This window comes from Phormidium sp. FACHB-592, from assembly GCF_014695795.1.
Classification (GTDB): domain Bacteria; phylum Cyanobacteriota; class Cyanobacteriia; order Leptolyngbyales; family Leptolyngbyaceae; genus Stenomitos.
Genome location: NZ_JACJOZ010000111.1, coordinates 1 through 15,692 on the forward strand (window position 1 = coordinate 1; position 15,692 = coordinate 15,692).

Annotated in this window: 11 protein-coding genes; 4 read left to right on the forward strand and 7 right to left on the reverse strand. The window is 52.1% G+C overall.

Going from position 1 to position 15,692, the window contains the following annotated elements:
• Nucleotides 1–96: 96 nt before the first annotated feature.
• The 4 genes from H6F86_RS31250 to H6F86_RS31265 all read right to left on the reverse strand — a co-directional run bounded on the left by H6F86_RS31250 (nt 97) and on the right by H6F86_RS31265 (nt 3,336).
• Nucleotides 97–264 (reverse strand): hypothetical protein, encoded by a 168-nt coding sequence (locus H6F86_RS31250; protein WP_190455722.1) that lies wholly within the window; start codon nt 262–264, stop codon nt 97–99.
• 89 nt (nt 265–353) lie between these two features.
• Nucleotides 354–938 carry a GGDEF domain-containing protein gene (locus H6F86_RS31255; RefSeq protein WP_190455726.1) on the reverse strand — a complete coding sequence of 195 codons (585 nt, stop codon included), beginning with the start codon at nt 936–938 and terminating at the stop codon, nt 354–356.
• Nucleotides 939–1,338: 400 nt separating this feature from the next.
• Entirely contained in the window at nt 1,339–1,524 is a 186-nt protein-coding gene (locus H6F86_RS31260; protein ID WP_190455728.1) for a hypothetical protein, read from the reverse strand.
• 303 nt (nt 1,525–1,827) lie between these two features.
• Complete coding sequence (locus tag H6F86_RS31265; protein ID WP_190455731.1) at nt 1,828–3,336, reverse strand: serine/threonine-protein kinase; 1,509 nt, start codon at nt 3,334–3,336, stop codon at nt 1,828–1,830.
• A 325-nt stretch (nt 3,337–3,661) separates the two neighbouring features.
• On the opposite strand from H6F86_RS31265, the gene H6F86_RS31270 reads away from it, so the two are divergent.
• Both H6F86_RS31270 and H6F86_RS31275 read left to right on the forward strand, forming a co-directional pair.
• Entirely contained in the window at nt 3,662–4,969 is a 1,308-nt protein-coding gene (locus H6F86_RS31270) for a HEAT repeat domain-containing protein (RefSeq protein WP_190455734.1), read from the forward strand.
• 89 nt (nt 4,970–5,058) lie between these two features.
• Nucleotides 5,059–7,230: a pentapeptide repeat-containing protein gene (locus H6F86_RS31275; protein ID WP_190455738.1), complete on the forward strand. Its 2,172-nt coding sequence runs from the start codon at nt 5,059–5,061 to the stop codon at nt 7,228–7,230.
• A 151-nt stretch (nt 7,231–7,381) separates the two neighbouring features.
• On the opposite strand, the gene H6F86_RS31280 is transcribed toward H6F86_RS31275, so the two are convergent.
• Complete coding sequence (locus H6F86_RS31280; protein ID WP_190455741.1) at nt 7,382–8,047, reverse strand: GNAT family N-acetyltransferase; 666 nt, start codon at nt 8,045–8,047, stop codon at nt 7,382–7,384.
• Between the two features lie 48 nt (nt 8,048–8,095).
• Here H6F86_RS31280 and H6F86_RS33060 point away from each other — a divergent pair, with 48 nt between their 5' ends.
• Complete coding sequence (locus H6F86_RS33060; RefSeq protein ID WP_277881739.1) at nt 8,096–8,218, forward strand: hypothetical protein; 123 nt, start codon at nt 8,096–8,098, stop codon at nt 8,216–8,218.
• Between the two features lie 260 nt (nt 8,219–8,478).
• Here H6F86_RS33060 and H6F86_RS31285 read toward each other — a convergent pair whose 3' ends face one another.
• The gene (locus H6F86_RS31285; protein ID WP_190455744.1) at nt 8,479–12,936 is read right to left on the reverse strand and encodes a DUF4347 domain-containing protein; all 4,458 of its coding nucleotides are present in this window, start codon (nt 12,934–12,936) and stop codon (nt 8,479–8,481) included.
• Between the two features lie 321 nt (nt 12,937–13,257).
• On the opposite strand from H6F86_RS31285, the gene H6F86_RS31290 reads away from it, so the two are divergent.
• On the forward strand, nt 13,258–13,452 hold the full coding sequence (locus tag H6F86_RS31290; protein ID WP_190455747.1) for a YkgJ family cysteine cluster protein: 195 nt from the start codon (nt 13,258–13,260) through the stop codon (nt 13,450–13,452).
• A 462-nt stretch (nt 13,453–13,914) separates the two neighbouring features.
• On the opposite strand, the gene H6F86_RS31295 is transcribed toward H6F86_RS31290, so the two are convergent.
• Entirely contained in the window at nt 13,915–15,495 is a 1,581-nt protein-coding gene (locus H6F86_RS31295; protein ID WP_190455749.1) for a hypothetical protein, read from the reverse strand.
• Nucleotides 15,496–15,692: the final 197 nt, after the last annotated feature.

The following is a 15,692-nucleotide window of genomic DNA, read 5'->3' on the forward strand; positions in this document are numbered from 1 at the left end:
CAAGCGGCGTTGTTGTACGAAGAATATGTACAACCGCGACTCTTGCTGCTGGCACTTGTTGTAGCAGTCTTTCCAGTATGACTGCAGCGGCTTCAGTCATAAACCATAGTCTACCAAGGTGTTTGCGTAGAGTAGGAAGGAGCTATTAGGGGTTGAGATGCAGTCGAGCAGGACATCGCTGCCAATTAACCCGGTCAGAGCGATCGGGTTTTTTGCTTTATGAACCGTAAGCCGCTCATACTGCTGCTGGCTGTCAGGTGACACGAGGATTTTCAGACATAACGATTGAGTTCAGCGGCAGCGAATAACTTTTGTACCCCACCACCATTGCTACTTGCCGCTGCAACGATTTGTTAGCTTGTGGTTCTGCTATTAGTCGAAGGCAAAAAGCAAGAATCGTAGAAATTCATCGCTACACCTACAATACCGCCATACAATCTTTTACCGCCTCTTATTGCAGCATCTCCTGCCTCTCGATATAGAGTGGGATAATCTACACCATGCTCTGGATAGAAAGCCACTCCACAAGAAACTGTTAGTGGAAAAAGCACCTCTAAATGGCTTAGATCCCCCATACTGAAGTATCGTTTCAATGGTGGAAGATGAGAAAATTGCTCATTGACTGCTTTACAAATTTGCATTGCCAGCGAGAGAACTTCTGCTCTTCTTAAATTGTTTAGAAAAACAACAAACTCATCCCCACCTGATCTAAAAACATCAATCTCAGAAGGTACAGTTTGGCGAATTAAGTGAGCAATTTGTTTAAGTTTCTCGTCACCTTCATTATGACCATAACAATCGTTAAAGTATATGAATCCATCTATATCAACCAGAATTATTCCAAACTGTGTCTGATCACCAGCATACTGCTTGAAACGAGTTTGGATTAAACTTTGATTGCCTAAGCCAGTTAGATTATCGCGGTTTGAGTCATTCATCTGAAGCTGTAGTTTTCCAAAACTGAGTAATTACAGCTAAAAGCGCTGCCCTACCGATAAAGTGAAGCAAGCTAACTACTAATAGACGGAAACTTTCCGCCTAAGATCCCAAATTGGATGGCTAGGCGGAAAGTTTCTGCCTATATTCTCCTAGCTTACTGGACTAGAACTGGCATAAATCACCATTCGGTTATAGTTTGCAACACCGATGCTCTCGTTACTGTTAGCTCCTATGCACAGGCTAGGATGCCGATTCTGTCGTTGGTTAGTTGCGGGTTTTGCAACTAACCACGAAGCAAGTGAGCCTGAGTGCAAGTGAGCGCATGGACTGCCTTTGGCTGCCAGCGCTCACTTTGACACGCCTTGCTGCCAGCCTCCCCCTTGGCGATCGTCACCACAGTCAAGTAGAGTCTTCCTCTACACCTGGCGCTATCGGCGTGACCCACCGTTGCAGCGTCACGTCCACCGCTCGTAGAACCGGCTTGAGTCCTACCACCAGTGGCGCTCGACCAGCGCCCAAGTCGGCGGCAAGCAGGCGCTCACAGGTCGGACCGCCAGCGACAGCGCGAGCCGCATCAAGATGCACGGTTGAGCGCGAACGCGGTCAGCGACGACAACGCCGCCATGCTGTCGTGTCGACTCACCCAGTAGGGGTCCAGTAGGCAGGCGAAAGCCCTGTCCAGCATCAAGCCGCTCTCACCGGCGACTAGGTGACACAGCTATCGGCAGGGGCACTAGACTTGCCATAGCACGGGGCTAGTGAGCGACCGGAACGCGAGCAGGGCCGGGCTGGCTTGGGGCTGACGGAAAGTTCTGGTTTTGGGGCTGATACCCCCTGACTCAAATCCGAGCCATGCCCCTACGGGTAAAGCACGGTCAGGCATTAGCATCAAGGCTCCCTGAATTCAGGAGGCTGCCTCCAATGCCCTGCCTGAATACCTGACCACTCGCTTAACTCATTGCAGAGCCATTCAATTTCCCGACGATCGCCGTTGACGATCAGCAGATGATTAGCAGCAGGCAAGTGCAAGTTGAGTCGATAGCGGGTCAGGGTCTCCGCGCCAGCAGAAAGGCCCATGAGTTTTCCTTGAAAAATGACAGTTGTTTCCGCCCCTTTGAGCAGGTTGAGCGTCACAATAACGGCCCGATCTTTTTTTTGCAATGTCACCACCTTCGCACTAGGATGCTTGGGTAAACTGCTAGCACTTGCAAAGAGCTTGCCAAGCGCTTTCACTTGGCTTGGATCTTGCAGTATCGGTAGGAGGCTAAGAAAACCGACCACCAGAAGCAACAAGGTAAGCCCAAAATTGATGAAAAGCATTGCAAAAAACGTGATTGAGACTAGGACTAGATAACCCTGTCTATTCGAGGAATCTTTTATACCTGAAAAGATCGGTAAAAACCGCTCTGAAAACCGACCTGGAAAGAGATATTGCATTTGCTTAGTGGGTACTTTGAGTTGCAGCGTGGTGAGCGTGGTCTCTAGGGAAATTGCGGACGTAGCGGGACGGGTGGTGGCCCCTAAGTGGATTTTTCGGATGGTTGAGGCTGCTTGGGGCTCTAGGCGGAGCTGGAGCAAGTGTCGCTTAGCCGCTTGGGCTGAGGCCGGTCTTCGGGTGAGGCTGGGCTGGGTGAGCCAGGCAAGCCAATCACTGAAAGCACTGCTGAGGGTGGTCAAGTGCTGAAACTCGACGTGTAAATCGTGCTGAGGCAGCTCGGCTGGATGTTGTCCGGTCGCTAAATAAATCAAGGTCATACCGACCGCATACAAATCGGAGGCCGGTAACGAGCGTCCACCAAATTGTTCGGGTGGCATATAGCCATAGGTGCCCACGACGGTGACCGTACCACCATGAGTGGCGGTTTGGACCGAGCCAAAATCAACCAGATAAACTTCACCCGGACGATGACCACTGCGGTTTTTGAGCAACACATTGCTCGGTTTCAGGTCACGATGAATCACCGGCGGTTGCAGGCCATGCAGGTACGTCAACAGGTCGAGTAAGGCGATAGCAATGGTCGTCAATTCGGCTTCGCTAAACCGGCAGCCGTCCTGTGTCAATTGTTGGAGCGAGCGGGCCTCAAGGTAACTTTGGACCAATGCAAAACCCTTACCAAACGCGATTTCCACCTCAAAAGAATCCAGGTACTGGGGGATGGCTGGATGGTCCAGCGCTTGGAGGGTTTGTGCCTCACGCTCAAAGAGTTTCAACTCCTCCCAGGTGAAATCGGGGCTAAACAATAAGAGTTTCAGAACCACTGGCAAGTGGGTTTGTAAATCGAGCGCCAAAAACGTTTGCCGTCCGGGTCTGCGACCCAGCAGTGCTTGAATTTGATAGCGCTCGTGCAAGATTTGCTTGACGAACGGATTGCCAGCACTGCCCTCGAACTCGACCATGGGTAAACCTCTTGGAGCGGATGATTGCAGGTTCGTTGCAAAGGAGTCCTGGCTCAGTTGCAGTTAATCCTGGTTGAGGTGAAATTATAGTTGCAACTAATCCTGGTTTGAAAAGGCGACGATTGCAGGTTTGGCGGTTTATGATTGCAGGTCGCTACAGGTAGCGGCTGGCAGGGCATGACAATGTCCCACGAAATTCATGCCTTAAATTAGCAACGCCTAAAACTCTTCTTCAGCAACAAATTTCTTTATGCTTAGTAAAGATTTAGGGTTTTGCCTCTCTACGTCTGAAACTATACGAAGAGAGCAGTATGGAAATTACTACGTGGCTAAAAAAACAGGTCGAGCTCTAAAGTTTGTCAAACTGGTAGCGCTGGCAACACTAGTTGTTGCAATGCAATCTGGGTGTAGCTTTGTGCCGAAGAGGACACCATCGAACGTTGTAACACCATCGAACGTTGTAACACCATCGAACGTTGTATATGATGAATATCTTTTTAATAAAGAATGTACTGATTTAGGAATTGAGCAATTTGTAAACAGAGAGTTAAATCATGGGGGTCAGGCTGACATTGCTTTTCAAGGGCTAGAGGCATGTGGGACTGAAGCAGTTCCTAAACTTAAAGCCTTGTTAACAAACCAAAATAGCGAATTTCGTTCCAGTGCGGCGGCGGCTTTAGGAGGTATAGGCAAAGATGCAAGTGCTGCCATCCCAGCTCTGACTGCCGCCCTTAAAGATGAGGAGTATGGTGTTCGTTCCAGTGCGGCGGCGGCTTTAGGAGGTATAGGCAAAGATGCAAGTGCTGCCATCCCAGCTCTGACTGCCGCCCTTAAAGATGCAGAGCCAGCAGAGCCGGCAGAGCCGGCTCTGCTTAATAACTTTTATACATATAAGTTTAGTGCAGCTTTTGCTTTGTGGAAAACAGGTAATGCTCAGCTTGCTAGTTCTAGTTTAATCACCTTCCTCAAGGAGGATAAGGCGGCTGTTCGTTCTAGTGCCGCAGCGGCTTTAGGAGGCATGGGTGAAAAAGCAAGTGCTGCCGTTCCAGCTCTGACTGCTGCCCTTAAAGATGAGGAGGCGGTTGTTCGTTCCAGTGCCGCAGAGGCTTTAGGGAAAATAGGTGAAAAAGCAAGTGCTGCCGTTCCAGCTCTAATTGCCACTCTCGAAGATGAGGAGGCGGCTGTTCGTTCCAGTGCCGCAGAGGCTTTAGGGAAAATAGGTGAAAAAGCAGCTTCACCTCTAGTTGAAGCACTTAAAAATAAGGATGCTTTTAAGGATGCCTTCAAGGATGGACTGATCCCTTATGCACTAGGAAATATCAAACCGCCACCTCAACAAGCTATCAAACCTCTTTTGACTGTTGCAAACGATGAGAAAAATGACAGGAAAGTGCGACGGACAAGTGCTGTGGCGCTACACAAGTTAGGTCAGAATATGGAGCCATTTTTCATCTCTAATGCCTTTGTTCCTCTTGATCGAGCGGTTTGTCCTTCGGAACAAAAACTCAATCTGGATACCATAGAATGTCCTCCTCGTGTTAAAAAGACCGTTCGTCCAGGTGGTAGAGCGCGCGTTGGTGCAGGAGGGGGTCCACTATACACGGCTGTTAGAAAAATGTTCGGGGGCAAATAGACAGCAACTTAGTGTAGAAGGTCTAAACTTAGTACTCTGTAAACTACATCCTTTAGAGAACTGCTCCCCTTTACCTTCCACCGCTATCTATGTCCAAAGATTTCAGCCGTCAAAATCTTAGCGGTCGCTCTTTTGCTGGTCAAGATTTGACAGGGGCAGCTTTTAGCGGTGCAGATATTCGAGGTACCAACTTTGCGCGTGCCATTCTCATAGGCGCAGACTTTGGCAACGCTAGAGCAGGGCAGCAGTCTCATTGGCTGATCGGCTTGCTTATTGGAGTAGGGTGCCTGGCAGCTTTAGCCGGCTTCATTTCAGCCTATGCAGGTGCGCTGGTAGGTAGCTTGATGGTCGCGCCTCAAGCTCAACCTTTTGGGTTTTGGTCTGGGCTTGTCGTCTTAGTTGTCTTAACTATTTTCATCCTGATTGTGATCAAGCGTGGACTAGGAGCAGCCTTAGGAGTTTTTTCACTCACTGTTGCAGCTGTGGTAGCGATGGTTGCAGCCATAGGGCAGGCAGAGGCTATCGCAGCTACAGTTATTCAAGCGGTTGCCATTGCGGCGGCGATTGCCGCCGCAGTGCTTGGAGGCCTTGCTATCTCTGTCGCTTGGACAGTATCGAGAGCTGTGGTTATAGTTGCGATCACAGCGATGGTAGTGAGTTCTATACCTGGCGCTCTAGCAGGGGCGGACTTACTAGCTAGTAATGTTTTAGTCCTTGCACTGGCTGTTTCTGCTGTGATTGATATCAGCTTGATAGGACTGAGTCTTTACATTAGTTGGCAGGTATATGTTGGCGATCGGAGATACTCTTTAGTGCGGACAATTGCCATTGGAGTCGCTACTTTTGGAGGAACAAGCTTTCGGGGCGCTAACTTAACCGATGCAAATTTTACACAGGCGACTCTCAAAAGTGTTGACTTCAGAAAAGCAAATCTTACGCGAACTAATTGGTTTAGAACCACACAACTTGAGCAAGCACGTCTTGTCGGAACCTATCTTGATGTTCCTCACCTACGACAGCTCGCCAATACGAAGGAAGGTCAAGACAAGAACTACGATCGACAGGACCTTCGAGGACTCAATCTGGATGAAGCAAATTTGCAAGGGGCTAGCTTTATCAGTGCAGATTTTAGTGGCGCAACTCTACAGCATGCCAAGTTGCAAGGGGTAAAGCTTGTGCAGGCACAACTCTACAAAACTGATTTAACAGGAGCCTGTTTAACAGGAGCTTTCATTGAAAATTGGGGTATCTCAGTCGATACGAAGCTGAAGGATGTGAAGTGTGACTATATCTACATGCAACTTCCAACACGGGATGACCCTGATCCCTCTCGTAAACCCGATGATCGTAATGAAAACTTTAAGGAAGGAGACTTTTCCGACTTTATTACTCCCATCATCAAAACACTTGACCTATATCACACGCAGAACCTTGACTTGCGTGAAATGGCAAGCACATTCAAAACTCTCGATCTCTTTCACCACCGAGGCATTGATCCAACTGCCGCCTCAATTGCTCTAAAACAGGTGGCTGAAGAACATCCAGAGGCTGGTCTTGAAGTTGTTGCCTTGGAGGGACGAGGCAACGAAAAGATTCGGCTTCAGGCTATCGTAGCAGAAGGTGCTAATCGCTCAGAATTGAGTGCTGAGTACTTTGCACGCTATCAGCAAATCAAAGCTTTGCCGTATAGCGATCTGCAAACTCTTTTGATGGGAGTAGCAGAGAAAGATGAACGCATCCGCGGTCTAGAAAAGCTACTAGAGAATGCTTTGCATCAACCTAAATTTTATGTGGAAACCTATCAGAATCAAGGAGAGTTTGTTATGACACAAAATAAGGGCAATGTGAACATTAGTGGCGTTCAAGGCAATGTTAGCGGTGTTGCCGCAGCCGGGGAGAACCAAACAATGACAGGGGTTGCCCTTGGTGCCATTAGTGGCTCTGTTACAAATACCATTAATCAGCTACCCCCGTCGCTCGACCCAGATAGCCCAGGAATCAAGGAGTTGTTGGCTCAACTGCAAGCAGTCATTGAAGCGGAAACAAACTTGCCTGATGAAGACAAGGTGGAAGCTTTAGAGCAGGTAAAAACTTTAGCAGAGGCCGGACAGAAGCCTGAGGATAACATCCTGCAAAAGTCAGCTAAAACAGCAATGAAGATTCTGAAAGGGACTGCCTCTAGTTTGCCTGATGCTACAAAACTGGCAGAGGCCTGTGTCAAGTTGCTGCCGCTCATTAGCGGGTTACTTCTGCTGGTATGACTTCTGAACTAGGGAAGGTTAGATTTATGTTCAATAGCGGTTTTCAGCTTGGACAGCGATCGCCTTGGTTAGTTGCACCCCGGAGCAACGGTGCATGAAAGAGTAAGTTTTAGTAGCAAGGCTTTGCCCGACCCCAGCGAAAACGTCAACACTAGCTGTCAATAGCCTTTGAGCTGCGTTTACCATGCTCATAAACCAGCAACGTTGTAACCCCTCTGAAGCGGAAACGCTTTTGAGCCTCAGACGGCAATTCCTTAAAACGAAGCTTATGGAAACCCAGGCGAGTATAAAATCTCACGGCGCGAACAGCACTTTCGACATAAACCGGCTGAGGCGCTTGCTCAAGCATGGTTTGAACCAATGTGGAACCAATCCCTCTACGCGCCCATTTGGGATGGACTTGAAGCAGTTCCAAGACTGAATAACGCTTGTAGGGGCGTAACACACTATAGGCAACGAAACATTCCTGCTGCTCAACCACCCAGCAAAACTGCAGCCAATCTTCACGCAGTGTCAGGGCAACTCGTAGACAAATTCCTAGCAGAACCAACCAGCTCATGCCGATCCATAACCCATCAATTGCTAAACTACCGCTCGCCATCATGACTATCGCAACCGACCAAATGAGGCTAGGGATGATGGCAAGCGTAAGGCCATGGCCAATTTTGTAGAGGCTGATCATGGTTTGAAGCGGTACAGCTGCCAAGACAGGGCGAGGATCATGAGGCATCATGTAGAGACGTAAGCGATCGTGATCATTCAACTGCAAGCGACGAATTGCAAACCCTTCTGGTAATGCAGGATCAAGGTCAGTCATTGTGAACGTCTCCAGGCCTTAGTAAAGTTGCAGTCCTCTGAGGCTGCAATGCTAGTGCCTGTAGCCAGGGCACCCAAACCAACGTCAGCAACAGCGGCACTGAATCACTTGATTCTATGGCTGGCTGAGGCTGGTGCTGTTGCTGCTACCTACAACCCACCAACCGGCTAAAAAGTAAAACTGCTACTGTGTAAAGCTTTGAGCGCTTGTGCCAGTTTTGAGCGAGTCCAGTACCGGCGATCGCCTGGGTGAGTTGCACCCCGGAGCAGCTGTGCAAGTGCACCAGTGGTCTGGTTAGCTGCGGGTGGCAGCAACTAACCACGAAAGAGTGAGCTTTAGTAGCAAGGCTCGAAGGACTGCTTTTTGAGGTCATGTCTCACTTTGACACGCGGCGTGGCTAGCGGCCAAAACGTGCGCGTGTAGCCGTTGAGTTAAGCGATCGTAAAGGGTCTCACGCTCCACTCACTTGGTACGTTAGAGAGTTGATACGCTTGCACGTAGCTGAAGCCGCTCAGTTGCCAGATTCCAGCTTGCCCCGTCGCCGCATTGCGCCAGAGGAGGTCAGGTGTCCTGTCACCACCCAGGTTGGCGACACCAGCAATTTGCCAGTTCAAGTCAGGTGCCGCCGTGAGGAAGTAACCGGTTTGTAAACCCGTGCTGCTCATCTGCCAAAGGGCATTCTCGCCCGTGGCCTGATGCCGCCACACAAGGTCGGCGATGCCGTCACCATTTAAGTCAGCTGTGCCTGCCACCTGCCAGTTGGTGTCCGCCACGGTATTGATGTAGAAGGCGCTCTTGGTCGCAAAGCCATTCATCTGCCAGATGGCGTTCTCGCCCGTCGCCCGGTTGCGCCACAGCAGGTCAGCCCGACCATCATTGTCAAAGTCAGCCGTGCTGACAATCTGCCAGTTCAAATCCGTGACGGTGTTAATGAGGGCGGCGGTTTGGGTGGCAAAGCCATTCATCTGCCAGATGGCATTCTGACCCGTCGCTTGATTGCGCCACACAAGGTCGGCTGTCCCGTCCCCATTGAAGTCGTCGGTACCCAGGAGTCGCCAGTTCAGGTCGGCGATCGTGGCGAGGTAGTAGCCGCTCTGGAGTCCGGTACTGTTCATTTGCCAGATGGCATTCTCGCCCGTGGCTTGGTTGCGCCAAAGAATGTCAGCGTTGCCATCGCGATTGAAGTCAGCGGTGCTGATGATCTGCCAGTTCAGATCGGCAAGGGTGGGCAGGTAGTAGCTGCTCTGGAGGGTGAAGTCTTGCAGTTGCCAGACCGCGTTTTCGCCTGTGCCAGTAGGAGCTGTGCCCGTGGTGCCACTGCGCCACAACAAGTTCGTGTCGACTGGAGTGACGTGCAGCACCATGGTGTAGGCCAAAGTGCTAAACCCGTAGCCATCGCTGACTTTGAACTGGAAGCTGGCATAGTTGCTGCCGTTGGCATGAGCCACGGGAGTAAACTTGAGGTTGCCGCTAGTAAGCTGGCTGAGGCTAATGGTGTCGTTAGCGTTGACAAGGTTGCCGTTCAGCGTCAGGCTGCCTGCAGCAGGGAGTTGGGACAGCTGCACGGCTTGCAGGGTCTCACCACTGTTGCTGTCCGTGAAGGGAAAGTCAGTGGCAGTGAAGGTATAGGCTGTGTTTTCGTTGAAGGTAACACTGTTGTTGGCAGCGGTAGGCTGGGTGTTAAGGGTGTACACAAAAACATCTTGTGTCGCATTGTGGTCCCCGGGTACCAGGTTGCTGGCATCGCTGGTAAAGGCGACATAACGCCCATCGGCACTGAGCACCGGGTTGTAGGACTGGTTGTTGCCGCTGGCAGTGCCCGTGGTGCTGACGAGCGTCGTCGTGCCGGTCACTAAGTCACGCACAAACACATCTTGAAGGGTGCCATTGCGGTCATTGGCTACCAGGTTGCTGGCTTGGCTGGCAAAGGCGACATAACGCCCATCGGCACTGAGCATCGGGTTGTAGGACTGGTTGTTGCCGCTGGCAGTGCCCGTGGTGCTGACGAGCGTTATCTTGCCGCTCACTAAGTCACGCACAAACACATCTTGAGTATTATTGCTGTCATTGGCTACCAGGTTGCTAGCATAGCTGGTAAAGGCGACATAGCGCCCATCCGCACTGAGCACCGGATTGTAGGAGTCACTGTTGCCGCTGCTGGTGCCCGTGCTGTTGACGAGCGTTATCGTGCCGTTCACTAAGTCACGCACAAACACATCTTGAGTATTATTGCTGTCATTGGCTACCAGGTTGCTGGCTTCGCTGGTAAAGGCGACATAGCGCCCATCGGCACTGAGCACCGGGTCGAAGGAGCGACCGTTGCCGCTGGCGGTGCCCGTGGTGCTGACGAGCGTCGTCGTGCCGCTCACTAAGTCACGCACAAACACATCTTGAGTATTATTGCTGTCATTGGCTACCAGGTTGCTGGCAGTGCTGCTAAACGCGACATAGCGCCCATCGGCACTGACCACCGGGTTGAAGGAGTCACGGTTGCCGCTGCTGGTGCCCGTGGTGCTAACCAGCGTCGTCGTGCCGTTCACTAAGTCACGCACAAACACATCTTGAGTATTATTGCTGTCATTGGCTACCAGGTTACTGGCATAGCTGGCAAACGCGACATAACGCCCATCGGCACTGACCACCGGGTTGTAGGAGTAACTGTTGCCGCTGCTGGTGCCCGTGGTGCTGACAAGCGTCGTCGTGCCGTTCACTAAGTCACGCACAAACACATCCGTTGCGCCATTGCGGTCATTGGCTACTAGGTTGCTGGCTTGGCTGCTAAACGCCACATAGCGCCCATCGGCACTGAGCACCGGATTAGGGGAGTCACTGTTGCCGCTGCTGGTGCCCGTGGTGCTGACGAGCGTCGTTGTGCCGCTCACTAAGTCACGCACAAACACATCTCGAGTATTATTGCTGTCATTGGCTACCAGGTTGCTGGCAAAGCTGCTAAACGCGACATAGCGCCCATCGGCACTAAGAGACTGTCTGACATGTGCGGTGGAAGAACCGCTACCTGAGAGGGAGGGTAGGGATGGCGCTCGTCGAGAGACGAGTGTCGTGCTACTGGCTGTCTGATCGTACAGAAATACATCTTGAGTATTAGTGCTGTCATTGGCTACCAGGTTGCTGGCAGTGCTGGTAAACGCCACATAGCGCCCATCGGCACTGATCACCGGGCTGAAGGAGCTACGGTTGCCGCTGCTGGTGCCCGTGGTGCTGACGAGCGTCGTCGTGCCGTTCACTAAGTCACGCACAAACACATCTTCAGTATTATTGCTGTCATTGGCTACCAGGTTGCTGGCAGTGCTGGTAAACGCCACATAGCGCCCATCGGCACTGATCACCGGGCTGAAGGACTGGATGTTGCCGCTGCTGGTGCCCGTGGTGCTGACGAGCGTTATCGTGCCGTTCACTAAGTCACGCACAAACACATCTTGAGTATTATTGCTGTCATTGGCTACCAGGTTGCTGGCAAGGCTGGTAAAGGCGACATAGCGCCCATCGGCACTGATCACCGGGTTGTCAGAGCTACTGTTGCCGCTGCTGGTGCCCGTGCTGTTGACGAGCGTCGTCGTGCCGCTCACTAAGTCACGCACAAACACATCCAGGATGCCATTGCGGTCATTGGCTACCAAATTGCTGGCTTGGCTGATAAACGCGACATAGCGCCCATCGGCACTGAGCACCGGGTTGTAGGACTGGTTGTTGCCGCTGGCAGTGCCCGTGGTGCTGACGAGCGTCGTCGTGCCGTTTACTAAGTCACGCACAAACACATCGTGGCTGCTATTGCGGTCATTGGCTACCAGGTCGCTAGCATTGCTGGTAAACGCCACATAGCGCCCATCCGCACTGACCACCGGGTTGAAGGAGTCACTGTTGCCGCTGCTGGTGCCCGTGGTGCTGACGAGCGTCGTCGTGCCGTTCACTAAGTCACGCACAAACACATCTTGAAGGGTGCCATTGCGGTCATTGGCTACCAGGTTGCTGGCATTGCTGGCAAAGGTGACATAGCGCCCATCGGCACTAACCACCGGGTTGAAGGAGTCATTGTTGCCGCTGGCGGTGCCCGTGGTGCTGACGAGCGTCGTCGTGCCGGTCTGTCTGTCAAACAGAAACACGTCCTCCGTGCTATTTGTGTCGTTTGTCACCAGATTGTCACTACCGCTGGTAAACGCGATATAGCGCCCATCACTGCTGATTGAGCCACGGTTGATAGTGCCGCCGGCAGTGTCATTCAGAATTGTAGGGTCTGCCTGAGAGAGCAGGTCAACCGCCAGCACCGACTGATAGCTGGTGATCGCGCTTGCCTGAAAGACCAGAGAGGCCGCAATCTGTCCCGTCTGCACTTCTAACGTCCAATTGCCACCTTGGACACTGCTACCCGTTAAATCGTCGGAAGCCGCCACATCCGCTCCGGTCCACTGGCTCAGAATGCTCGTAAACGCCTGACCGAGTTCACCCTGCGCCACGTTGCAGCCATACAGCAAAAGGTCGGCATCAGCAGTCAACGCCTGGCTCCAACTCTGCAACTGTGCCGCATACGACGGCAAGTTGCTCAGGTGCAGCCGACCGCTGCCAAAGTCCAGTCCACCGGCTGACCCGTGGGAGACGATGTGCAGGCTAGTGATGCCGTCTCGCCCCAACAAGGTCTGGGTGATTTGCGTGACCGCATCCTGCGACGAGTTCAGGCGATGGATTTCGGTGCCTGCTGTGACGCCAGTGATAAGACTCTGATAGTCACTGAGACCGGCATCAAGAAAAAGAAGACTGGAGGCACGGGTTAACGAGCCAGACTGTAAAACTGTCTCTGTTGGCAGCGGGTGCGCTACGGTAAGAGCCGCCGCGGCGCTGAGGGCACTGGCAGTAGACGAAAAGGCTGCTTCCATAGCAAGGGTGGCGGGGTAAAGGGTGCGGATGACGACGGTGCTTGGCTAGCAACCAGGAGCGGTGGTGCCTCAAAGGCGTGGACATAGCCCAGCGGCAGCATGGCAACGGAACAGGCGGGTTTAAGCCAAGGGTTCCCCCGTTGCCCTCGCTAAGTGCCGCCTTCAAGCAAGCTTCTCAATGCATTCATGCCTGATTCATCAACAAGACGGTGTGACAGCAACCGCTTCACGGCGTGGCGCTCTTGCCCTGTAGCCTCAGGGACCCTTTTGAGGCACCCCTGTTAAACCAGAAGTAACTGCTGTAGGAGCGGCTTTCAGACCATGCCAAAGCTCGAGGCACTGCTGCAGCAAAGCGTTGAGCAAATGTTAAGTGGGGTGGGGTATCCTGATCGCGATGAGCAAGCGGGCGCGTGCCGGAGCGATGACTCCCGCCCCCTTGCCTGCCGGGCTTACGGCTTCGTTGTGGCGCGTGACCATGACCAAGACTGTGAGCCGCTTGAGACCGCGGTGGCTTAGTTTTAGCAGCGGAAAAATTCTGGTCGCTAGTAAGCAGTTGAAGTGAACTGTCCCATTTACGGAGCCTTGTCGATCATGACTGAGAAACCTGTAAGGGTGCAAAATCGTTGTTTGTAATGCGGACTGTCCCATTTAGGAGTGAAAACGGGACAGCTCAAGCCGCTAGGTAGCCAATTAGAGCGATCGCTAAAAGCTTTATCTCATGAGCTTTTTAGCCTTAACGACCACTTTTTGTCCGTTGCTATAACTAAGCCATCAATTGATTTGTTTGAAACTCTTACAGTATAGAGGTTTCAAACAAATGGCTCACTTTTACACGCATCGTTGCTAGACCCCTTAGAATTGGCACTTCTGCTGCGCTAGGCAATTAACCACGCCACTTTGACAGCTCCACTTGGAGTGGTGAAGCCGACAGAGCCTGAAAAGCAACAAGCGCAACTGCAATAGCAGTGCTACCAACGCTTACGGTGTTTCCTGGTCAAAGGGGAGTGCCAGCTGGTCTTGTCCCGCCAGTCGTTGACGTTTCTGCGCTATTTCGACCTGGCGTCTGGCTTCTACCTGCTTTAAGACCTGTTTGATATAGGCAATTCCCTCTTCCTGAGTCATATTTCTGGTCTCTGCCTGGCTCAAAGCCCCAATGGGAGCACTATTACACCCGATCGTCCCTGGTTCTAGACATTCCAAAGGGCTAGAACTCCCTTCAGGCAAGCTATTACACCCATTCTCACCCAATAAGTTTGTGTGACTGGTGGAGCCGGATGCCGCCCACGAGCAATCCGGCTCCACAGCACTCTGAATCGCGCCGATTGTTGTGTTTTGTAAATGACGGGGATGCCACAAATCGCGATGACGATAGAGCGTCGCTCCACTCAGTCCACAGGTGATGAGGACATCGAAGCGTTCAGTAATGCCTGATGGTAGTGCTGACTTGCCTAAGAGGTTAGCGACGGCTTGTTGAATGCGTGCTCTCGCTTCAGCTTGTTGTTGCTGGTTCCAACTGGACTCTGACTCGTCGGGACGAACAGGACTTAACTCAGCAGGACGTTTGTCGGTGCCGTAGTGAAAGTAGTGGCTTTGTTCAATCGCCTGCATCCAGTCTTGAGCACGTTTCTCCACTTCCTGTTGATGCTGGCACCAGTCGTGATAGCCGGGTAGCGCTTGGGCGATCGTGACGATATCGTGGACCAACGCGTTACCTTCTAAGGGCTTGTCGGTATACAGGACATGCCCAAAGATGTAAGAACGCATGGCAATGCGTCCGAGTAAGCGGTTCGTCTGTCCCGCACCTGTCCACCCCTGTTCAATTTCAGCATTCAGGTCATTCAAGAACTTATCGGCTTTACCAGTCACGCGGAACTGTCGCCGTCGTGCCGCTTTCAGAATCCGCTCCAGTGCTTTGGTATCGAGACTATTGCGCTGTTGAGCAAACTGCCAGTGCTGCACAAACGTCTCCTGGTTGCCCCAAATCATCTGGAGGTCTTGATTTAGGAGATATGACCCCGCTTGCATGGGTAGACGATGACCGTTGTAGAGACTATGCTCGCCACTGGTGACATAGGCTTTGCAGTTGGGAAAAACTTCGAGCTGTCCGGGTGCCAGTTTGAAGCCGTTATTTTCCAGCAGGGTAGAGACCGCCAGGGCGATCGCCCATGTCTTCTGCTCGGTGTCAAAGGGGAAGTAGAGATGCAGACCGCCACTGTAGCTGGAGGTGCAGATGATGGCTTGTACCAGACCCAAAACTTCCAGCGCTGCGACTAACCGCCGCCAGGCAAAGCGATCGCGCGTGGGGTGGTAAGCACTGCCCTTGTCCACATCGAGGACACAGTAACGTGTGGTGGGACCAAAGCGGACACCGTAGAGCATGGCTCCCTGTTGAAGCAGGCGATCTGAAAGCGGATGACGGCTCTCGGTTTGCCACTCGGGTCGTTCGTCTGGATTGGGATGCTCAGCCCAGAGATAGTCATAGCGGTGGGACCAGAGCGCGAGGAAGGGATCATCGCCTTCCTGGACAGAGGGAAAGGCACGGGAGGGGGCTAATTGCATGGGCTGCCCTCCCAATATTCACAAGAATTTTGATGCACAAGTTAACTCCCTATAGCTGGACTTACAGCAGATAGGAAGCCATGCCAAAACTAGAACAATTCATCAAAATGGTTGCACCTTTTGACAAATTGCCACTAAAATTGGCATAGCAAAGCTGGGTGACCTAACAACCTGCCCGTCAAAGCATCAGTTAGAGT